17 protein-coding genes, 1 tRNA gene and 2 pseudogenes are annotated in these 20,264 nt (G+C 45.6%); 8 read left to right on the top strand and 12 right to left on the bottom strand.

What is annotated here, in order from left to right:
- Positions 1 to 15 precede the first annotated feature (15 nt).
- Positions 16 to 2,730 (bottom strand): autotransporter assembly complex protein TamA, encoded by a 2,715-nt coding sequence (locus Q337_RS16710; RefSeq protein ID WP_084494774.1) that lies wholly within the window; start codon positions 2,728 to 2,730, stop codon positions 16 to 18.
- Positions 2,731 to 2,919: 189 nt separating this feature from the next.
- On the opposite strand from Q337_RS16710, the gene Q337_RS0104165 reads away from it, so the two are divergent.
- Both Q337_RS0104165 and coq7 read left to right on the top strand, forming a co-directional pair.
- Positions 2,920 to 4,245 carry an MFS transporter gene (locus Q337_RS0104165; protein ID WP_034279198.1) on the top strand — a complete coding sequence of 442 codons (1,326 nt, stop codon included), beginning with the start codon at positions 2,920 to 2,922 and terminating at the stop codon, positions 4,243 to 4,245.
- A 39-nt stretch (positions 4,246 to 4,284) separates the two neighbouring features.
- Complete coding sequence (gene coq7 / locus Q337_RS0104160) at positions 4,285 to 4,920, top strand: 2-polyprenyl-3-methyl-6-methoxy-1,4-benzoquinone monooxygenase (RefSeq protein WP_026470521.1); 636 nt, start codon at positions 4,285 to 4,287, stop codon at positions 4,918 to 4,920.
- Between the two features lie 211 nt (positions 4,921 to 5,131).
- Here coq7 and Q337_RS0104155 read toward each other — a convergent pair whose 3' ends face one another.
- Positions 5,132 to 6,010 (bottom strand): SDR family NAD(P)-dependent oxidoreductase, encoded by an 879-nt coding sequence (locus Q337_RS0104155; protein WP_051526715.1) that lies wholly within the window; start codon positions 6,008 to 6,010, stop codon positions 5,132 to 5,134.
- 212 nt (positions 6,011 to 6,222) lie between these two features.
- On the opposite strand from Q337_RS0104155, the gene Q337_RS0104150 reads away from it, so the two are divergent.
- On the top strand, positions 6,223 to 6,951 hold the full coding sequence (locus Q337_RS0104150; RefSeq protein WP_156935699.1) for a TetR/AcrR family transcriptional regulator: 729 nt from the start codon (positions 6,223 to 6,225) through the stop codon (positions 6,949 to 6,951).
- Here the strand turns inward: Q337_RS0104150 and Q337_RS18575 are convergent.
- From Q337_RS18575 to galE, 5 genes are all read right to left on the bottom strand, one after another.
- A complete protein-coding gene (locus Q337_RS18575) occupies positions 6,891 to 7,295 on the bottom strand; it encodes a DUF3325 family protein (RefSeq protein ID WP_084494702.1) in 405 nt (134 codons plus the stop codon). The genes Q337_RS0104150 and Q337_RS18575 overlap by 61 nt on opposite strands.
- On the bottom strand, positions 7,292 to 8,923 hold the full coding sequence (locus Q337_RS16705) for a PepSY-associated TM helix domain-containing protein (RefSeq protein ID WP_051526546.1): 1,632 nt from the start codon (positions 8,921 to 8,923) through the stop codon (positions 7,292 to 7,294). The genes Q337_RS18575 and Q337_RS16705 overlap by 4 nt, the downstream gene beginning before the upstream one ends.
- A 3-nt stretch (positions 8,924 to 8,926) precedes the next feature.
- A complete protein-coding gene (locus Q337_RS16700; protein ID WP_156935698.1) occupies positions 8,927 to 9,241 on the bottom strand; it encodes a hypothetical protein in 315 nt (104 codons plus the stop codon).
- Positions 9,242 to 9,473: 232 nt separating this feature from the next.
- Positions 9,474 to 10,865, bottom strand: a complete 1,392-nt coding sequence (gene fumC / locus Q337_RS0104130) for a class II fumarate hydratase (RefSeq protein ID WP_026470518.1) — start codon at positions 10,863 to 10,865, stop codon at positions 9,474 to 9,476.
- 231 nt (positions 10,866 to 11,096) lie between these two features.
- Complete coding sequence (gene galE, locus Q337_RS0104125) at positions 11,097 to 12,104, bottom strand: UDP-glucose 4-epimerase GalE (RefSeq protein WP_026470517.1); 1,008 nt, start codon at positions 12,102 to 12,104, stop codon at positions 11,097 to 11,099.
- A gap of 75 nt (positions 12,105 to 12,179) precedes the next feature.
- Here galE and tusD point away from each other — a divergent pair, with 75 nt between their 5' ends.
- The 4 genes from tusD (at position 12,180) to Q337_RS0104105 (ending at position 13,717) form a co-directional block, all read left to right on the top strand.
- The gene (gene tusD / locus Q337_RS0104120) at positions 12,180 to 12,548 is read left to right on the top strand and encodes a sulfurtransferase complex subunit TusD (RefSeq protein WP_026470516.1); all 369 of its coding nucleotides are present in this window, start codon (positions 12,180 to 12,182) and stop codon (positions 12,546 to 12,548) included.
- A gap of 65 nt (positions 12,549 to 12,613) precedes the next feature.
- Positions 12,614 to 12,973 carry a DsrE family protein gene (locus Q337_RS0104115; RefSeq protein ID WP_026470515.1) on the top strand — a complete coding sequence of 120 codons (360 nt, stop codon included), beginning with the start codon at positions 12,614 to 12,616 and terminating at the stop codon, positions 12,971 to 12,973.
- 45 nt (positions 12,974 to 13,018) lie between these two features.
- Positions 13,019 to 13,315 carry a hypothetical protein gene (locus tag Q337_RS0104110; protein ID WP_026470514.1) on the top strand — a complete coding sequence of 99 codons (297 nt, stop codon included), beginning with the start codon at positions 13,019 to 13,021 and terminating at the stop codon, positions 13,313 to 13,315.
- Between the two features lie 69 nt (positions 13,316 to 13,384).
- Positions 13,385 to 13,717, top strand: a complete 333-nt coding sequence (locus tag Q337_RS0104105) for a TusE/DsrC/DsvC family sulfur relay protein (RefSeq protein ID WP_026470513.1) — start codon at positions 13,385 to 13,387, stop codon at positions 13,715 to 13,717.
- Between the two features lie 178 nt (positions 13,718 to 13,895).
- On the opposite strand, the gene Q337_RS0104100 is transcribed toward Q337_RS0104105, so the two are convergent.
- The 3 genes from Q337_RS0104100 to Q337_RS0104090 form a co-directional block, all read right to left on the bottom strand.
- Positions 13,896 to 14,129, bottom strand: coding sequence for a hypothetical protein (locus Q337_RS0104100; RefSeq protein ID WP_026470512.1), 234 nt, complete (start codon positions 14,127 to 14,129; stop codon positions 13,896 to 13,898).
- Between the two features lie 213 nt (positions 14,130 to 14,342).
- Positions 14,343 to 16,547 carry an OsmC domain/YcaO domain-containing protein gene (locus Q337_RS0104095; RefSeq protein ID WP_026470511.1) on the bottom strand — a complete coding sequence of 735 codons (2,205 nt, stop codon included), beginning with the start codon at positions 16,545 to 16,547 and terminating at the stop codon, positions 14,343 to 14,345.
- A 320-nt stretch (positions 16,548 to 16,867) separates the two neighbouring features.
- Positions 16,868 to 16,944: transfer RNA gene (locus Q337_RS0104090), tRNA-Ile, on the bottom strand.
- Between the two features lie 221 nt (positions 16,945 to 17,165).
- Between Q337_RS0104090 and Q337_RS0104085 the strand changes: the two genes are divergently transcribed.
- Positions 17,166 to 17,801 (top strand): SOS response-associated peptidase, encoded by a 636-nt coding sequence (locus tag Q337_RS0104085; RefSeq protein ID WP_026470510.1) that lies wholly within the window; start codon positions 17,166 to 17,168, stop codon positions 17,799 to 17,801.
- Positions 17,802 to 17,846: 45 nt separating this feature from the next.
- Here the strand turns inward: Q337_RS0104085 and pstB are convergent.
- Together pstB and pstA are read right to left on the bottom strand one after the other, a co-directional pair.
- Positions 17,847 to 18,602, bottom strand: a pseudogene (pstB, locus tag Q337_RS0104080) (phosphate ABC transporter ATP-binding protein PstB); the annotation flags it as partial.
- Positions 18,603 to 18,813: 211 nt separating this feature from the next.
- A pseudogene (pstA, locus tag Q337_RS0104075) lies at positions 18,814 to 20,244 on the bottom strand (phosphate ABC transporter permease PstA); the annotation flags it as partial.
- Positions 20,245 to 20,264 lie beyond the last annotated feature (20 nt).

Here is a 20,264-nt window from a genome sequence, read left to right as displayed (position 1 = left end):
TTTAAAATTCCAAGCTTACAACTGCGGGCCAATAAAGAAATGAAGACGGATAGGAATTTCTTTTTCCGATACGCCTGCACCCACATCTACCCGGATTGGCCCCACTGGTGAAGACCAGCGCACCCCAATACCTGCACCCACTTTGACAGGATCGTTAAAATCCTTATCAAAAGCATTACCAGCATCGACAAATACTGCCCCACGCCATTTTGGAATAAACTGATAATTATATTCCAGTGACCCGACTGCAAGATTTTGCCCGCCAATCAGATAACCATTTTTCTCGGTAGACAAGCTTTTGTAGTCATAGCCACGAATACTCTGGTCACCGCCTGCAAAGAATCGCAGGTTATAGGGCACGTCTTCAAAATTATCAGTCACAATGGTCGAGGCATCGGCACGTCCCACAAACTGATGGTTATCATTTTCGCCAAATGAATAAATAAAGCGCCAGCCGCCGCGCAATATCGCCATGTCTGCATCGGTAAGCAACTTTTTACTGCCCACTTCAACCTGATAAAACTGCCGGAACGCCCGCGTTGGATCTAACCGGCCTACGGTATAGGTTTTGCTTAAGCCATAACCAAACAGCAAGGCTTCCTGTTCAAAACGTGAGCTTTGCAGGTTAAAGGGCGGTGGCAAATCGGCCTGGTTGATATTGTCTTTGTTGCGCTCAAGCTGATCCAGCCGGTAACGTGCTGAGATGGTATGTTGCCAGTCACCATTCTTGGGTTTGATGGCGCGCTCCACCCCGACAGTGGCGGTATTGATCACCAGTCCCAGATCCCGGCCAACATCCTTGCGCTCTTCTTTCTCATAACCGCCGAAAATACTGATCGTATCTTCTAGCGGATGCTTATATGGCAGGTTATAACGCACATCAATGGCCTGACGGATCTTGGACAGCTCCAGGTTGGATTCCAGACTATGCCCGCGCGAATTAACCAGTGCCTTACGATACTGGCTTCTCAAACGGAATTCGGTATCCGTGCCATACCCGACCCCCACTTCAGCACTGTTGGGCTTGTCTGCATTGACCGTAACTACCACGGGAATAACTTTGCTTTCCCTGACTTCAGCCTGCGCCTGTTTACGGTCTGCTTCCCTCTGCTCAGCTTCAGAGAGTTTTTGCTGGGCTTCGGCGCTGCGCTCCAGAGGAGTATCACCTTCAGCAACCCCTGCAAACTGTGACTCATCCACAGCAGGCGCATTTTCAGTGTTTTCTGCAGTCTGCTGTTCACCACTCTCATTATTGATGGCCAGTGACTGACGCTGCATGGTGGTAAGCTGGTTGACATCAGCATCGGCGGGCAATTCGATTGGTTTAATGATTGGGTCTGGAGTAACAACATCAACCTGCACATTATTAAAGTAACGCGTATCCGACAGATTACGTGACAAGGTATTGACCTTCCACGAACCATAATCATCATTTTCATCAAAAGGAACCAGTTTTCGCAGCACTTCCTCTTTAAGCGGAATGGGCTCATCAGGATTAGCGTTTTTAAATTCAACGGCGCCCAGCTTATAACGTTCTCCACTGTTATAGTCCAGGTTAATGTCAGCGGTATTTTCCGGTAGGGTGACCTTAACGTCATGCATTACCCAGTAACCATCAAAATAGCCTTTTTCAGTGCCTGCGGTTGCAATGCGGCCTTTGGTTTTTTCATACAGTTCATCATTCATCTGGTCGCCAACTTTCAGGTCGGACTTTTCCCGGATTTCCTGAAAAGTGCGGTCTTCATTGGCTTCACCCTCAAATCGGATATCCTGGCTTTGTACCATAACCGGTTCGTTGGGCGTAACCAGCACCCTGACTGTTTCTGAATTCACCTGCTCAAAGCGAAATTCAGCCTTGTAATAACCCACTGCCTCTGAGGCTTCCCGGGCCATACTACGCAATTGAGGCAAGGAAGCCCTAAAGTCGCTAAATGCCTCAACCGTATATTGTTCCAGTTTGGCTTCAATATTGTTGGCCAGAATCCGTGGTGCACCTTCTACCCTCGCGGTAATGGTGGGCAAGGATTCACCCAGATCACCCTTGGGTGGCCAGAAGCGATACCAGATCCGCTTGAAAATATTTGGTTTTTTTTGTTCACGGGCTTCTTCTGTACCTTTTTCAGGATTTTCAATTGCTGCTGCATTCTCGGTAATTACCTGATCGGGTTTTTTACCCTGGGTCAAGTCAGCATTATCCGCAGAAATCTGGGTCGCTTCACGGGCTTGCTCAAGCTCTGCTTCAGCACTGGCCATTTCATTAATCGGATCAACATCCCGTGCTGGCTGTGCAGGGGCATTATCACCGCCCAATCCATTGGTAATACTGGAAACGATGAGTTCATTATTGGTACTTTGAATTACCTCTTCAGGAACATTGGCGCTGGTGCTGGGAGCAGTAATCCGGCCAGCATCACTGGCAGCTGTCTGTTTGGCCTGCTGCGCTTCCTGCATGAGGGCGGTAATATCAACCGGCGCCAGTTCCACGTTATCATTTAATGGTAGATCATTACTGGCAGGCAATGGTGTCGTTACTAGGGCATCACTGCCCGTCACCGGAACTGCCGGTATGCCTGGTTCCGCACCAGCCCATGCAGAGGATCCCAGCAACACTAGTCCTGCACTGATGTGCCAGTAACGACGAAACCCGTTTCCACCACATCCTGCTGGATAAAGGGCCAGACGAAGGGCTTTGACTAATGTTTTTAGTTGTGTGTTTGGGGATTGCTGCATGCCGCTCTCAAACATAAAAAAGTGGTTCAGTTACAAATCTATAGCTTCAATAATAAACAGACACAAAGCAACTTGCCACTAGCCGAGCTTATAGATATGTTGTTTACATGCAAACTCAACAGTAACTTTTTTAGTCACATCAATGATGAATAATGCTGACACAATAATTCCAGGAGAATAATCCTTTTTATGGCCAGTCAATTTGGGTTAATTACCACCCGCCGCTTCCTGCCCATGTTTCTGACCCAGTTTTTCGGGGCGCTTAATGATAATGTATTCAAACAAAGCCTGTTGCTGGTTTTTACCTACCAGATTGTTAGTACCAGCAGTGCCAATGTGAGTACATTGAATAATATGGCAGCGCTATTGTTTATCCTGCCTTATTTCCTGTTTTCAGCCACAGCGGGCCAGTTGGCTGACCGTTATGAAAAAGCCTGGCTAACGCGCTGGCTAAAACTGTCTGAAATTATCATTATGCTGTTGGCTACCATTGGATTTTTAACTCATCAATTGTGGCTATTAATGCTGGCGCTATTTTTAATGGGAACGCACTCTACCTTTTTTGGCCCTATTAAATATGCCATTTTGCCGCAAATCTTAAAGCCAAATGAACTGATGAGTGGTAATGCGCTATTCCAGACGGGCACCTCACTGGCCATCCTGCTGGGCATGATTATTGGCGGCGTAGTCATGGCTAATTCGGATGGCAACCTGCTCTGGGTGAGCCTGACGGTACTGACCATTGCAATTGCAGGTTTTCTCTCAGCACGCTTTATTCTGGCGCAGCCCCTAAATGCGCCAGACCTTAAAGTAAACTGGAATTTTCTGGCCACCAGTATTAAAACGCTTAAATATAGCTGGCGTGTGCCACCGGTATTTTATGCCATTATTGGAATTTCATGGTTCTGGTTTTATGGGGCAACCTACCTCACCCAGATTCCACAGCTCACCCAGCAAAACCTGCATGGTGGCGAAACTGTGGTATCACTCTTGTTAACCCTGTTTTCAATCGGTGTTGGCATTGGCTCATTGCTGTGCCGTCGCCTGTCTGGTGCCAATGTGAGCCTGAAGCTGGTGCCTATTGGTGCTGCGGGTCTTACCCTGTTTGCAACCGACCTGTTTTTTGCCCTGGGTAGTCTGCCTACGGTAAGCAGAGAACTGTTAGGGATTACCCAGCTTTTTGCAGAATTTGCCTACTGGCGGGTGATGTTTGACATTGTGATGCTGGGCCTGAGTGGTGGCTTTTATATTGTGCCTTTATATGCCTACATGCAGGAACAGTCGCCAGAAACCCACCGTGCGCGCATTATTGCCGCCAATAATATTTTAAATGCCCTGTTTATGGTGGTGTCAGCCGTAATTTCCATTGTGGTGTTAAGCTTGCTGCATTTATCGCTGGCCATCCTGTTTTTGTTTACAGCACTATTGAATGCACTGGTATGTTATTTTGTTTTAAATAAATTACGCCGGTTGCCTACGGATTCTTCTGGCAATACCATGAAGCCATCTAGCTGATTTTACCTGCACTATCCTGTTTTTAAAAAGAGAAAGCCCATGCGCCACTATCGTTTTTCTGACCATCTGATTGATTCTTTTGATCAGGCTCTACGCAGTCTGGTACCCGGTTCTACAGTGGCTGAGCGCCCGGCTCCTGGACAACAAGCGCATAGTACCTTAACGGTCAATCAGGCGCGGCATGTGGCTGGCCTGATGCGGGTCAACCATAGTGGCGAAGTGTGCGCGCAGGCATTGTATCAGGGACAGGCTCTTACTGCCCGCCTGCCCCGTGTCAAACAGGAAATGCAACAGGCCGCACGTGAGGAACAGGATCATCTGGCCTGGTGTGAACAGCGTTTACGTGAACTGGACAGTTATCCCAGTTTGCTTAATCCGTTGTGGTATGGGCTGTCTTACAGCATAGGCGCATTGGCTGGTCTTGCTGGAGATGAATATAGTCTGGGTTTTGTGGCAGAAACTGAAAAACAGGTAAGCGCGCATCTGGCCTCCCACTTAAGCCAGCTTCCGGAAAATGATGACCGCAGCCGGGCTATTCTGGAGCAAATGAATGAAGATGAATTGCATCACCGGGAAACCGCGCTGGCTGCTGGTGGCCGTGAATTGCCTAAACCCGTGCAAGGTGCCATGTCGCTGATTTCCAAAACCATGACCAAGACCAGCTATTTCTTATAGCTCAGGTTGTTTTGGTTTAGATTCGTTTAATTAAAGATTTTGCCAACCATTTTTTTATAAAACCAACGCTTATCCTTTTATTAAGAAAACAGCGTTGGTCTAAATGAAAATTACCAATTCTTTAATCAACTTTAAGCACTACAAACATGCTTGCCAACAGAATGATAAAACATTGCTTTGCTGGCTAACATCAATCGAATGCAGTGTCGGATTACGACAATACCATTTCCTGATACATCGCTGCTTTTATGCCGTCAATGCCAGCCAGCTCACAGCTTTTATCATAAAGCCAGTCCTGCTTTTGAATATCACGCGCAATACGGCTAATGGGACGCGGCCACTGCACCGAATAGTATCCCCCAGTTTCACCCTTATGGGCAGAACCTACGGCTAAATCGACTGCCATAATGCCCGCACGTTCGGGGCTAATCAAAAACAGGCGCAACAGCAAATACACCAGACGTGGCAAATCGCGCCAGATTTCAGAATCCACACCGCCCGGATGGAAAGCCTGTGTAGTTACCCCTTTAGGCAGGCGGCGCGCCAGTGCAAAATTAAACATCAGGTTGCATAGCTTGGACTGCGCATATGCGCTCGCAGGGCTATAAGGCGTTTTACCGCAAAATGAGGCTTCATTGAGCTGGCCCAGCATATGGGCAATGGAGGCCACGTGAATAATGCGTGCTTCACCACTGACTGGCACAGCTGCTTCCAGTAGTGGTAGCAACAAATGGGTGAGCAAAAATGCGCCCAGATAATTAACCCCAAACTGCAACTCGAAACCGTCCTGGGTAAATTGCTGATTAAGAGGGGCAATGCCTGCATTATTAATCAGAACATCCAGACACTTATGGTTCTGCTTAAAAGCCGCAACCATTTGATGAATAGAGTCAAACGAAGCCAAGTCCAGTTGATATAGCTCTACGGTTGCCGTAGGTACAGCCTGCAAAATCTGCTGACGTGCTGCCTCGGCTTTTGACATATTGCGGCAAGCCAGACATACCGTAACCCCCGTACGAACCAGATCAAGCGCGGTGGCCAACCCAATGCCAGAATTTGCGCCCGTAATTAGTGCTATTTTTTTCATCATTGTTACCCAGGACAATAATTTAAAGTTTTTGAAGTAATTTTTGGTTTTATTCAAAAACTTTGTGAATAATGAAGTAGAATCCACCATTAATTAGGAAATAAATCAGTTTCCTACAAATTAATATGAACTAGTTTACATAATTTGAATGGGCGCCACTTTACATCTGACATCGGGTGCTGTCAAACGTAATTCTGACAGAAGGTAAAATAAAATTGGAAAAACGGATTTATGCGGGTATCGATCTAACTACCCGTAAAACTGAAAGAAAAATGCGCTTTATTGAAGCCGGTATAAAAATTATTGGCACAAACGGCTACCGTAGCGCTACCTTGCGCGCCTTATGTAGTGAAGCAGGCCTGACCGAACGCTATTTCTATGAGTCGTTTTGCAGTACAGAAAATCTTTTTCTGGCAGTGCTGGATTACCTGACTCTGGATTTTAAAACCCGGCTACTCGCATTAATTAAATTACATACACGTCCACAGAACGGCGCCGAGCAAACTAAGGAGCAAAACCTTGCCAAACAAACTGATTTGGCACGTCTGGCGTTGAGCCTTTATTTTACCGAAGTACAAAATCCGGTATTTGCCCGTATTACCCTGATAGAAGTATTGGGTATGAGCCCAACGGTGGATCAGAAATACATTGAAAATACCCGTGAATTTTCGCTGCTGGTAACCCAAATTATCCGTGCCATTGAACCCGACATCCGTATTGAACCACAGGATGAAGAAATTGTAGGCACAGCACTGGTTGGCTCAATTATTACCACAGCAACGGGCTGGATGCTGCAAGGCTATCCTTACAGTATTGAACAAATGGTCAATAACTGCCTGAAAATCCTGACGGGAACGGCACGCCAGTTAATTTCATCAGCAGTTCAGGACAACGTGATTCCCGTAGCAACCAGTGCAATGAGTAAACCGATGAGCGCACCTTGAGTCAGTTTTTTAGGTAAATAGGTGGCTGTTAATACCACCAGATAGGCTGCCATTGCCAGCACTAGCCAACCTGCTGAAATACCAACCGTGAAGCCCCATGTGGACATGCAATACACCAGCGCCAGGCTGATCAGGATTAATCCAGCCAATCGCAGCAGTAAAATAGCGGGCTTGACTGGCCATACTGCAAATACCGGGTGGCTGTTTTTGACAGTGTGACTTTTATGAATATGACTTTTATGAAAGAGGCGTTTCATAAAATGGCTGTTGACAGAATGCCGACGCGTCGTAGCACACAGTAGGGCAAAACCACTATACGCAAATGCCAGCGAAGCAATCATCATATCCCGCTCTCTTCTTTTATCATTTGCGGTGGCGTGAGTGGTTGCTGTGCCAGCTTTAAGGCAGCAGCCTGCTGGCGGGATTCTGCACGCCGCTCAATTTTTTGCTGCATTCTGGCCACCACCTGATCCTGATTTTTAATCAGATAGCCCAGCATCATCCAGAATAAAGCAGCAAACACCAGCATGGTTAAATCAAACCCGGCCAGTGACCATTGCTGATTAATAACTGTAGCTAACAAACTGGCTTGGGGCGTTATCACCAGATTAATCACTGGTATTGCAGCAAAAACCAGTCCGGCAATAAATAGCTGTTCTTTCCATGCCTTAGCCCATGGGCGTAACAAGGCATGAATCAGCAGGCTTAGCCAGATGATAAAGAAAACCCGGATTTCCAGATCAGCACGGTTTTCCAGCTGGGCATTAATCAGGCGATTCGCCATAAAGTAACTGGCCATGGCAGTCGGTAAACCCACAATGGCCGCCACATTAAACCGTTCAACCAGATAATGCCCAACATGAAATTTGCCAGTTTTTTGCTGTTGCATGCGGCGCTTGACTGTCCATAACACCATACCCGAGCCAATCATACAGCAGCCCAGAATACCGGAACAAAACAGCAACCAGCGCATCGGCCAGTCCGCCACATGCGCCATGTGCAATCCATATACCGTGCCCGCAGCCACTGCCATGGCACTTTGTGACTGACCGGATGACAACAACGTGCCATTAATGGCATTCATCTGGATACCGGGAACACGGATATTCAATGAACTTTCTACCGCAGGCACAAAGCTCACTGTTGCACTTTGATCGTTAGGCGCGCTCATTTCAATGCGTGCAATTTTCTGTCCTTGAAGAGCTTGATCTGCCTGTTTGAGCATCTTGTCAAATGCCAGCATTGATTCCGGTTTACCGGTTGCTTCTGGCATCATTGCACTACGATTCATTTCATCAAAAAACTGGTTACGCTCATTGCCGTATTTGGCCACCATGCCCCATGGCATATAAATATAGAAAAAAATCGCCAGCCCAGTGTAGGTAATCATGATAAAAAACGGCAGCGACATGACCGAGCTTACATTATGAAAATCCAGCCAAGAACGCTGGCCCTTGCGCGGGCGAAAAGTAAAAAAATCGGCAATAATTTTTTTATGGGTAATCACGCCAGTAATGAGTGCCATAAACATGAGCATGGCCGCAATGCCTACAATAATGCGGCCAATCAGCACTGGAAACCCAAACAGCTCAAAATGAAAACGGTAAAAAAACTCACCGCCCCGGGTATCACGCGCAGCAACTTTCTCCCCGGTTTGCGGATTTAGGTTGGCGTTATCATAGCCTTTATCACTGCTCCAGTAGACATTGATGGTTTGCTGGCGCTGATCTGGCAAGGTGATGTACCAGCTTTTGGCATCAGGTGCCAGCTTCTGCATGCTGTTTAATGCCACCAGAGCCGCCTGCTGGTTAGACACTGGCTGCAACTGAAGCTCAGGTGTCATCCACTGGCTGATTTCTTCTTTAAAGTAAGCCGACGTTCCAGTCGCAAAAATGGCAAATAATACCCAGCCCAATACCAGACCAGTCCAGGTATGCAACCACGCCATTGACTGACGAAAACCATTTTTCATATTTTATCCCGCTATGCCAGACTGTAGCGCAAAATACAGGGTTGCCATCGCACCAATTAACATGAACAGAATCAGGTATAAGTTAAGCAAGGATTTAACGGCAAAAGCCCAGATAAGAACGCCTGCAAACCACAGATAGCTCAGCATGCTGGATAGCATCACTGCATCGGCACGGGTCATGGGTAACAGGACGGCTGTCACCGCAGTGATATAACCTGTTAATACATAGCCGCCAATGAATCCGGCCAGTACACGTAACAATACCTGAAAGCGGTAGCGGGCATTGTCACTAGGCCAGCGCATCTTATCTATCATCATTGCTCATATCTCATTGCTTATACCGCTGCTATTACCCAAAATACTTTCAATATCAATATGCTCGATTGACGGCTTGAATAACCAACTTTTAATTGTCTGGCAGCAGGAAATCAGGGTTATATAGTAAATGATATTCATTATTATTTTCAATCATTATCTTAAAGCTTTAGAAAATCTGCTCACATAAAAAAAAGACTTCCGGAGAAGTCTTTTTTCATCGTATCGTAAGGCTTTAGGCTTTAGGCGCTACCATATGTTCTGGTCTTACCACCTGATCAAATTGCTCAGCAGTAACCAAGCCCAAATCAACCGCAACCTGCTTCAAGGTTTTGCCTTCCTTATAAGCTGTTTTGGCAACCTTGGCCGCATTTTCATAGCCAATTACCGGATTTAACGCGGTTACCAGCATCAGCGAATTGTGCAGGTAATATTCAATTTTTTCCAGATTAGGTTCAATGCCATACGCACAGTTATCATTAAAACTATTACAGGCATCGCCCAGCAAGCGAATGGATTGCAACAGGTTAAAGGCAATAACTGGCATAAATACGTTGAGTTCAAAATTACCTGAGGCCCCCGCCACATTAATGGTAGTGTCATTACCCAAAACCTGAGCTACCACCATGGTCATGGCTTCAGACTGAGTGGGATTCACCTTGCCCGGCATAATGCTGGAACCCGGCTCGTTTTCAGGAATGCGGATTTCTCCAATGCCACAACGCGGACCACTGGACAGCCAGCGAATATCATTGGCAATCTTGTTTAAGCTTACAGCCAGTGTCTTGAGCGCACCCGACGCAAATACCGCAGCATCACGCGCGGCCAATGCCTCAAATTTGTTAGGGGCAGTCACAAACGGCAAGCTCGTTAATTCAGCAATTTTATCCGCACTTTTTGCTGCATAATCCGGATGGGCATTTAAGCCCGTACCCACTGCTGTCCCACCCAGCGGCAATTCATATAATCCCTGCAAGGCCTGATTCAGACGCTTTAAACCATGATCCAGCTGGCACACATAGCCACTAAATTCCTGCCCCAATGTTAAGGGTGTTGCATCCTGCAAATGGGTACGGCCAATTTTAACAATATTCTCGAACTCACGGGATTTCTGCTCGAGCGTATCACGCAACTGTTTTACGGCGGGAATCAGCAGCTCATTGATTTCAACCGCAGCTGCCACATGAATGGCTGTGGGAAAGGAATCATTGGTAGATTGCGCACGATTGACATGATCATTGGGATGCACTGGATATTGTGCACCTAATGCCTGCCCTACACTTAAATTGGCAATATTTGCAATGACTTCATTGCAGTTCATATTACTTTGCGTGCCAGAACCAGTTTGCCATACCACTAAGGGAAACTGCTCATCCCATTTGCCTGCAATTACCTGCTCTGCCGCTGGAACAATAAGCTGTGAAATTTCTTTTGAAATCTGCCCAAGCTCGGCATTCACCATTGCTGCCGCTTTTTTAACCGTGCCCATGGCTTTAATCATGGGACGTGGCATGCGCTCCTGCCCAATTTTAAAATTCTGCAAACTGCGCTGGGTTTGTGCACCCCAATAGACATTGGCCGGGACTTCAATCTCACCCATTGTGTCATGTTCAATACGTGTTTCCATGTATAGCTCCACTTCATCTTTAGAAAATACAGTTTTAACAGGACAAAATAAGCTGGCTGGGCCTGGTGAGGCAAAATGAGCTGGCCAAGGCAGCATAATAAAATTTGTTGTTATCTGCTATGGTTTTAGATGGTATGCCAGAATAATAATAATTTGTTTTTGCATCAAAACAGGCTTTGATGCAAGTTTGTTAATTTGAGTTAATTACAAAAATTAAAAAAGCATAACTAGCTAGTTGAGTGGCCGAACAAACTGATAAAAACGCCATAAATCAGTGGCCATCTCTTCTACACTACGCTTGGCTTGCCAGTTAAGGATTTTTTGTGCTTTCTCAGGATTACCCACTAAACTGCCCATATCGCCAGCGCGGGCACCGACAACCTGCTGTGGTACGGGTTGCTGAGTGACGTCTGCAAAGATTTCAGCAACTTCCCGCACGGAAGTCCCTTTACCAGTACAAATGTTGAAAGCTTCCAGCGCCTGAACCTGATTAAATAACCAGCTTAGGGCATGCATATTGGCTTCAGCAACATCCAGAACGTGAATATAGTCGCGCACGCCTGTACCATCTGCCGTGGTGTACTGATCGCCATAGATTTCCAGTGTTTCACGTTCATGCCGCGCCAGTTGCACCAGATAGGGCATCAGGTTGGATGGCAGGCTGCCCGGCCATTCTCCCAGTACACCCGTCGGATAAGCACCCGCTACATTGCCATAGCGCATAATGGCAATACGCCAGTCAGTATCAACCTGTGCCACATCCTGAACAATCTGTTCAGACATTTGCAGGCTTTTGGCATACGGGCTAGCTGGTTTAAATGCAGTATCTTCGGTCACCGGTTCAGCTTGATCAGCGCCATAAACAGCCAGTGATGAACAGAGCAGCAGGGTTTTAACGGAAGTACGCTGCATGGCACGCAAAATACTAGTGGTACAGGTTACATTGTTATTATAAAAATCCAGCGGCTGATTGATAGAATCTGGTATGGATTTGTTGGACGCAGTATGCACAATGGCTGTTACCGCGTATTGCTCTATCGTACGCTGTAAAGCCGGGGTATTTCTGACATCAAGGCGAATGAAAGTGACATAACGCCCTGCCATGTATTCAAGGCGCTCCAGTACTTCCATTTTACTGTTGCATAAATTATCAACCAAGATGACGTCATGACCGTTTGCCAGTAGTATCGCAGCCATATGTGACCCGATATATCCCAAGCCTCCTGTCACTAAAATCATGAAATTACCTCAATTTATATTCTAAAATGCTTAACAGCACTATCATAGATGAATTTTTATGTTGGAATCATGACCATCATGACACTACTTTTGTTAACACAGCCAGGTACTCATCCTGTTGCATGGCATGCGTTTAGACTTGCTCAGTCTTTGATTCAAGTCCAACATACTGTTCAGGTTTTCTTTTATCAGGATGCCGTAACAATTGCAAATGCCTTAAGCTGGCGTCCACAGGATGAACCCAATCTGGGACAACAATGGCGAAGCTTGGGTATTGATTTACCTGTATGTGTTAGTGCTGCCCTGAACCGCGGCGTTACTGATCTGGACAATGCCGAGCGCCACCAGCTCAGCACCGCCAATCTGCTGTCGGGATTTCGCCTGGCAGGTTTGGGAGAGCTGGCTGATGCAATGATGGCCGCCGAACGTACCCTTCAGTTCTAGCAGTTCCAGAACGCAACAATTCAGAACACAGCAATTCAAATTGATTTTAAACTGAGGCAAGTCGTGTGAAATCCGTTTTAGTAATTTTTAGTCAGGGTGCAGCTTCTGGCCAAACCTTGCTGGAAGCCTTGTCGGCCACTATGGTGCTCGCCACATTTGGCCTTAATGTCAAGGTTTGCCTGATTAATGAAGCAATTTCCCTGCTTCAGGCACCTCACCATACAGCTATTAGCATGAGCAGCTCACCACCTTTCAAATCAGCATATGGCATGGTAGAAAGTTTTGAATTCTATGACTTGCTGCCCGTCTGGGTATGTCAAAAACAGCAAGCACAGCTTCAGCATTTAAAAACGTCTATTGAATATGAACTGGTCAATTTGAACCCTGCCCTGCTCGCACAGTTTAATCAGGTGCTGTACTGGTAAACTCTTTTGATCTGGTATTTAGAATAATTCATTACAGGTAATATTATGAGTACAGCCACTTCATCCACACTGCATCAAATTTGCCATGCACCCAGCTTATGGGCAAACTGTATTGAGCAAATCAGTGCATTATGGCAACCGGATGATGCATTGATATTGCTTGGCCCAGCAGCACAGGGTGTTTTTGACCAGCGATTGACAGGCTTTAATCAGATTTATGTCTTACAGGCTGATCTGGATGTTTTAGGTTTTCCGCCTGAGCAAATAGAATATAAAATCCTGAGCTATGATGAATGGGCACAACTGGTATTGCTGCATAAGCGGCATATCACCTGGAAATGAGTCACTACAGATTAAACTATGAAGGCCCTGCTTTTTCTATTTATTACTTTACAGCAATGACTATAGCGCATGAATCATATCACTTCTGAACATGAACTCCTGCTGGATCAGGATGGTCATTTGCAAAATTATCTGGACTGGACGCCGGAAATTGCGCAAATCATGGCACAAAAAGAAGGTTTAACCCTCACCCCTGCCCATTTAACCATCCTGTTTGCCGTACAAAAATTTTACCAGCAGTTTGGTTATGCACCAGCCACCCGACCACTCATCAAGTTTTTAATCAAGGAACTGGGTGAGCAGATTAGTAATGCCCAGCTTATGCAGGATTTTCAGACCGGTTTGGTTGCACGGACTTTGGCCAGACTGGCCGGATTACCCAAGCCTGCCAATTGCCTTTAGCCTTTAGCCTTTAGCCTTTAGCCTTTAGCATCTTGAAAGCTTTAAAATTATCATTTAGCCCGGGTTTGCACACTCATTAAATTTATTTTTATCGATTCACTATGCTTGTAGAAATAATCATTATTTTAAGAAATAAACAGGTCTGAAAAGTGAGCTCTGGTTGTTTTGAGAAATAGCATTATTTTTTTGTTGGGGTGCTGGTAGTTTGTTGATTAGAAGGCTGGTTCTCGTCTGGGTGCTTGAAATTCCGCATGCCAAAAATGGTTAATACCAGCACCAAAACCATTAAAATCACAATAAAGACCACGAAAGCGCTGCCATAATCTTTGCGCTTAAAGCCACAAAACCGGCATGGCTCCATCGATTTGAGCATCAGGTTTTTGCAGTTCTCACAGATGGATACCACTTCCATTGGCTGCTTCCCTTGGTTTTATCATTTACTCATCATTGCTAAAAATTTGATAGTGATTCAATAAACTTTAGGTGAACAAATATTTTGGCATGTGAATTAATGCATTTTCGTGTAATGCATTTTTCATCTTATTTGACCTGAGTGAATAAAACTTTCCAAAGCGTGGCTTAGGTAAAACCTATTAGGATTATCCCAAGCCATGTCTGGATTTAATTAATTTGATAAAGCTACCAATTTGCGACGTGCCGCATGCAGTTTTTTATAGCTGTCAATCAAGCGCTGGTGGCGGTCAAGCCCTTCAAGTTTCATGCTGGTGGGTGTTAAGCCGTAAAAGCGGACGCTGCTATCCACGGAACCCAGTACGGCATCCATTCGCTCGTTGCCAAACATTCGACGAAAATTAACCTCATAATCTTTAAGTTCCAGATCGTCGTCCAATAGCACTTCCAGCACTACATTTAAAGCCTGATAAAACAAGCCACGCTCAACCGTGTTGTCATTATATTGCAGGAAAGTTTCTACCAGCTCTTTTGCATCCTCAAACTTTTGCAATGCCAGACTAATCAGCAGCTTTAATTCCAGAATGGTAAGCTGACCCCAGACTGTGTTGTCATCAAACTCAATACCAATCAGTGTGCTGATTTCGGTGTAATCGTCCAGATCACTGTCTTCCAGACGCTTCAGCAGTTTTTTCAGTGCTTTTTTGTCCAGAATATGCAGATTCAGGATATCTTCGCGGAATAACAGTGCCTTATTAGTATTATCCCAGATCAGGTCTTCAACCAGATAAACCTCTGAATAATCCGGCACCAGAATACGGCAAGCGCTTGCACCCAAATGCTCATACACAGCCATATAAACTTCCTTGCCCATGTCTTTAAGGATGCCAAACAGTGCCGCTGCTTCATCGCTGTTGGAATGTTTACCCTGATTGGTAAAGTCCCATTCAACAAACTCAAAGTCAGCTTTTGCGCTAAAGAAGCGCCACGACACCACACCGCTGGAATCAATAAAATGCTCAACAAAATTGTTGGGTTCAGTAACGGCATGCGTACTAAAGGTTGGCTGAGGCAAATCATTTAATCCCTCAAAACTGCGGCCCTGCAACAGCTCAGTCAGACTACGTTCCAGCGCTACCTCAAGGCTTGGATGCGCGCCAAATGAAGCAAATACACCACCAGTACGCGGATTCATCAAGGTCACACACATCACGGGAAACTTGCCACCCAGAGAGGCATCTTTGACCAGTACAGGAAAACCCTGTTCTTCCAACCCCTGAATGCCTGCCACAATACCCGGATATTTGGCCAGTACGTCCTGCGGTACATCGGGCAGTGTCATCTCGCCTTCCAGAATTTCACGCTTTACCGCACGTTCAAAAATTTCCGACAAGCACTGTACCTGCGCTTCAGCCAGTGTATTGCCTGCACTCATACCATTACTTAAGTACAGATTTTCAATTAAATTGGATGGAAAATAAACTGTTTTTCCATCCGACTGGCGCACAAACGGCAGTGAGCATATCCCGCGTTTGGTATTGCCAGAATTGGTGTCATACAAATGCGAGCCACGCAGCTCGCCATCCGGATTATAAATTTCCAGACAGTATTCATCTAAAATCTCGGCAGGTAACGCATCTTTTTTACCCGGCTTAAACCATTTTTCATCGGGATAATGCACAAAATCTGCATTGGCGATATCTTCGCCCCAGAACTGGTCGTTATAGAAAAAGTTGCAGTTTAAGCGTTCTATAAATTCGCCTAAGGCTGATGCCAATGCACTTTCCTTGGTTGCACCTTTCCCATTGGTAAAGCACATGGGTGACTGGGCATCACGGATATGTAGCGACCACACATTGGGAACAATATTACGCCACGATGCAATTTCAATCTTCATGCCCAGATTGGCTAAAATAGCCGACATATTGGCAATGGTTTGTTCCAGCGGCAGGTCTTTGCCGGCAATATAAGTGCTGCTTGCCGAGGCTAGACTTGGCATTAATAGCGCTTGCGCATCAGCGTCAATGCTTTCGACTTCTTCAATGATAAATTCCGGGCCAGCCTGAATCACCTTTTTGACAGTGCAGCGGTCAATAGAGCGCAAAATGCCCTGCCGGTCTTTGTCAGAAATATCGGCTGGCAGTTCAATCTGAATTTTAAAAATCTGTTTATAGCGATTTTCAGGGTCAACAATATTATTTTGTGATAAACGGATGTTGTCAGTTGGAATTTGACGTGCTGCACAGTAAACCTTGACAAAGTAGGCAGCACAAAGCGCAGAAGATGCCAGAAAATAGTCAAAAGGCCCAGGGGCTGAGCCATCACCCTTATAGCGGATGGGTTGATCGGCAATTACCGTAAAGTCATCAAACTTGGCTTCCTGACGAAGGTTATCGAGATAATTGACTTTGATTTCCATGTTGGCACCTAAAACTCTTAGGCATCACCACGGATACTTAAGATTGCAAATACTGGGATATAACGGAGATTTGAAACAATGAAGTTTCATAAAAAGGCTTAGGATTAATCCAGAATCCGGTTAAAAGAAACATCCAAACTGATTAAGCATTTTTCAGGAGGTTATTTTACAGAAACTTTCTGGCTGATTGAGGATTTTTGCAAAATTTGATGTTAAAAATGAGTGAAAAATCAGATTTAAGCTTACGTTTATATAACGCTTACACAGAAAATTATTAAGTTAAAAGATAGGCAGTCAGGAGCTTAAGTTATTGATAATTATGGTGGGCCCAGACAGACTTGAACTGTCGACCAACGGATTATGAGTCCGCTGCTCTAACCAACTGAGCTATAGGCCCTTGATTTGTACTGACAAATCTCTTGAAAAACTAAAAATAATTTTATCAAGTAGATCAGTTACATTGCGGGCAGATAATACACCATGTCTTTCAAGGTGCAAAGGCAAAACATAAAGTTTTTAGAAGGTTGATTTATTTTTCATCAATCTGTCTTTCAACTGGCATGGCGCTTGGCTTTAAGCTATGCCACACTTGAAAATCATATCCAGTATTTTCCTGTCATGTGTGCCAATTTTAAACCGCTACGCCCCGAACTTTCGCCAATTCTGGACTTATTTCCACCGACGTTTGATTATAAAAGCGAGGTTTATCCCGGCTATAACAGTCCTATACTGGTGAAGCATAAAAATCATATGGAATGGCGTGAAGCTATTTTTGGCTTGATTCCCAAATGGGCAGAAGATTCCAAAATTAGTCGGCATACCTACAATGCACGACTGGAAACTGTAGCAGAGAAACCCAGTTTCAGGCAGGCATGGCGCAACCATCAGTTTGCGCTGGTTGCGGTAGAAAGCATTTATGAGCCGCGCTATTTAAACAATAAACCCGAGCGTTGGGCCATCGAACGCAACGATGATCAACCATTTACGGTTGCAGCGCTGTATGAATTAGCCCAGCAGCATGATGAACTGGTGCGTTCCATGACCATGCTTACGGTAAATGCAGACCAGCATTCGCTAATGAAGCATTTTCATGCCCCTGAGGATGAAAAAAGGTCTATTGTTGTCATTCCAGCTCATTTGCGCATGGAATGGCTCACAGCAGATCAACAAACCGCCAGGGAAATGCTAAAAGAATTGGGAGCAACCAGCTCATTCCATCCAGATGACTTTAAAGCTTATGCTGCTCCACGTTAGCTATGTATCATTATTTTGTCATTACAATGCAATGCTTTTTAGGGATTAACCGAAACGTCCGGTAATGTAGGCTTCGGTAAGCTGATGATCCGGCTGGGTAAATACTTTTTCTGTGGCGTTGACTTCAATCAATTCACCCAGATGAAAGTATGCGGTACGTGTTGACACCCGCGCAGCCTGTTGCATGGAGTGCGTTACAATTGCAATGGTATACTGGCTGGATAACTCACTGATTAACTCTTCAATCTTGGCCGTTGCAATCGGATCAAGTGCTGAACAAGGTTCATCCATGAGGATTACTTCCGGGCTTACTGCAATGGTGCGTGCAATACACAAACGCTGTTGCTGGCCACCTGATAACCCTGTGCCCGGCTGATTCAAACGGTCTTTTACTTCTTCCCACAAGCCCGCACGGCGCAAGCTGTTTTCAACAATTTCATCCAGCTCGTAGCGATCCTTAGCCAAGCCATGCAACTTGGGACCATAAGCCACATTGTCAAAAATGGATTTTGGAAATGGATTGGGCTTTTGAAAAACCATGCCGACCTGCGCACGCAGCATCACCACGTCAAGTGACGGATCATAAATATCATGGCCATCCATGAGTACTTTTCCGGTGACCCGGCAGCTATCAATCGTGTCATTCATACGATTCAGCGTGCGCAAGAATGTTGATTTACCACAACCTGATGGCCCGATAAAAGCAATGACTTCGTTTTCATAGATATTTAAGTCAATCCCTTTAATGGCCTCTTTTTCACCATAATACACATGGACATCAGAGGCGCTGATTTTGGTGTTTTGTGCTTTTGCCTTAGATGGTTGACCCAATTCAGGACGCGCCTGAACATCAAAATGCATCGGTGGCACAGGGTGAGCACTGGTGTTTTCCAGTTGCTCCAGTTGTTGTTTCTCATTCATGGTGGAATCCACATTTTTTGCTACTGTGTTCTTGCTGGTTAAAGCCGCACTCATATTCATTTTAACACCTATTAAACGGGTTATTGACTGCTTACCATCTGACTTCAAACTTCTTGCGCAACCAGATTGCCAGACCATTTAAGCTAATCAGCAAGGCCAGCAATACAATAATGGCTGCTGCGGTACGCGCTTCGAAGAAATTACGCAGTTCATTGCCTTGCCACAAATACACCTGTACGGGTAGCGCGGTTGAAGGCTCCAGGGGTGAATGCGGAACAGAGGCCACGAATGCTTTCATGCCAATTAACAGCAAAGGTGCTGTTTCACCCAGTGCATGCGCCAAGCCAATAATTACACCCGTCAAAATACCTGGAATTGCCAGCGGCAATACATGATGAAATACGCTTTGCATTTTGGATGCACCTAAACCCAGTGCAGCCTGACGGATTGATGGTGGAACAGCACGCAATGATGCCCGTGTTGCAATAATTACGGTTGGCAAGGTGAGTAGACTCAATACAAGGCCACCAACCAGCGGTGCGGAACGTGGCAGATCAAATGCACTGATAAAAATTGCAGCACCCAGCAAACCAAAGATAATGGAAGGTACTGCCGCAAGGTTATTGATATTGACTTCAATCAGATCGGTTAAGCGGTTGCGAGGAGCAAATTCTTCCAGATACACTGCACCGGCCACCCCAACAGGGATGGTAAATATCAGTACAATCAGCATCATGTATAGCGTGCCGACGAAAGCACCGGCTAAACCGCTGGTTGCTGGTGCATTGCGTGAATCAGGATTTAAAAATAATGGGGTATTGAATTTATTCTGGATCACACCTTCGGCTTGTAACTGATCAGCGATTTGGCGTACTTCTGGCGATAACTGCTGCTGCTCGTCCGGCAGGCTGCGATCAATATTCCCGGATAGCCATACATCTACATTGGCTGCTGCCCATAAAGAAACGTTCTGGCTTTTGCCAATCAGTGAGGGATCATTCTTGACCAGATCACGCAGACGATAGCCTTCACCATTTTCAAACAGGCTAATCAAACTGGCACGTTTGCTATCAGCAGTTTCCGAAACTTTCACCTGTGCGGCTAAAGCAGGATTGGCTGCCAAGCTTTCTTCAGTAAATGCATCAGGATTGTCGGCCATTTGCTGGTTCAGTGCCGCCAGTTTGGCTGGATCTTTAAGCTCAGGCGCAATTTTTGGATTTTTAGCGACCAGACTATTAACAATCAGCGCATCCCAATCCACCAGTCCCAATTGCCCTTGCCATGCCAGATCACGCTTTTTAAAATCTGCGGGCGTTTCATTGGCCATTTGAACCGGACGTGCAGGCACCTGAACAATTGCAGGATCAAAATACACATTGACTGGGATTGCAGATTGCCAGAATGCAGGTAAACCACGCCATAAGATACTGACAAAAAACAAGGCAACAAACAGCAGGCCAAGAGATACGGCAGCAAGGCCTAACCTGCGAAAAAGGTTTTCACGGCTATGCCTTTTGGTTAATGATTTCTCAATGATTCTGC

Origin of the sequence: Alkanindiges illinoisensis DSM 15370 (assembly GCF_000619845.1) — a bacterium.
Lineage (GTDB): Bacteria > Pseudomonadota > Gammaproteobacteria > Pseudomonadales > Moraxellaceae > Alkanindiges > Alkanindiges illinoisensis.
This window is presented reverse-complemented; position numbering and strand designations above follow the sequence as displayed.

What these genes read in the sequence shown, in the direction of transcription:
- Q337_RS16710 (WP_084494774.1), bottom strand. Translation starts at nt 2,730, where the DNA reads ATGCAGCAATCCCCAAACACACAACTAAAAACATTAGTCAAAGCCCTT.
- Q337_RS0104165 (WP_034279198.1), top strand. Translation starts at nt 2,920, where the DNA reads ATGGCCAGTCAATTTGGGTTAATTACCACCCGCCGCTTCCTGCCCATG.
- coq7 (WP_026470521.1), top strand. Translation starts at nt 4,285, where the DNA reads ATGCGCCACTATCGTTTTTCTGACCATCTGATTGATTCTTTTGATCAG.
- Q337_RS0104155 (WP_051526715.1), bottom strand. Translation starts at nt 6,010, where the DNA reads ATGATGAAAAAAATAGCACTAATTACGGGCGCAAATTCTGGCATTGGG.
- Q337_RS18575 (WP_084494702.1), bottom strand. Translation starts at nt 7,295, where the DNA reads ATGATGATTGCTTCGCTGGCATTTGCGTATAGTGGTTTTGCCCTACTG.
- Q337_RS16705 (WP_051526546.1), bottom strand. Translation starts at nt 8,923, where the DNA reads ATGAAAAATGGTTTTCGTCAGTCAATGGCGTGGTTGCATACCTGGACT.
- Q337_RS16700 (WP_156935698.1), bottom strand. Translation starts at nt 9,241, where the DNA reads ATGATGATAGATAAGATGCGCTGGCCTAGTGACAATGCCCGCTACCGC.
- fumC (WP_026470518.1), bottom strand. Translation starts at nt 10,865, where the DNA reads ATGGAAACACGTATTGAACATGACACAATGGGTGAGATTGAAGTCCCG.
- galE (WP_026470517.1), bottom strand. Translation starts at nt 12,104, where the DNA reads ATGATTTTAGTGACAGGAGGCTTGGGATATATCGGGTCACATATGGCT.
- Q337_RS0104110 (WP_026470514.1), top strand. Translation starts at nt 13,019, where the DNA reads ATGAGTACAGCCACTTCATCCACACTGCATCAAATTTGCCATGCACCC.
- Q337_RS0104105 (WP_026470513.1), top strand. Translation starts at nt 13,385, where the DNA reads ATGAATCATATCACTTCTGAACATGAACTCCTGCTGGATCAGGATGGT.
- Q337_RS0104100 (WP_026470512.1), bottom strand. Translation starts at nt 14,129, where the DNA reads ATGGAAGTGGTATCCATCTGTGAGAACTGCAAAAACCTGATGCTCAAA.
- Q337_RS0104095 (WP_026470511.1), bottom strand. Translation starts at nt 16,547, where the DNA reads ATGGAAATCAAAGTCAATTATCTCGATAACCTTCGTCAGGAAGCCAAG.
- Q337_RS0104085 (WP_026470510.1), top strand. Translation starts at nt 17,166, where the DNA reads ATGTGTGCCAATTTTAAACCGCTACGCCCCGAACTTTCGCCAATTCTG.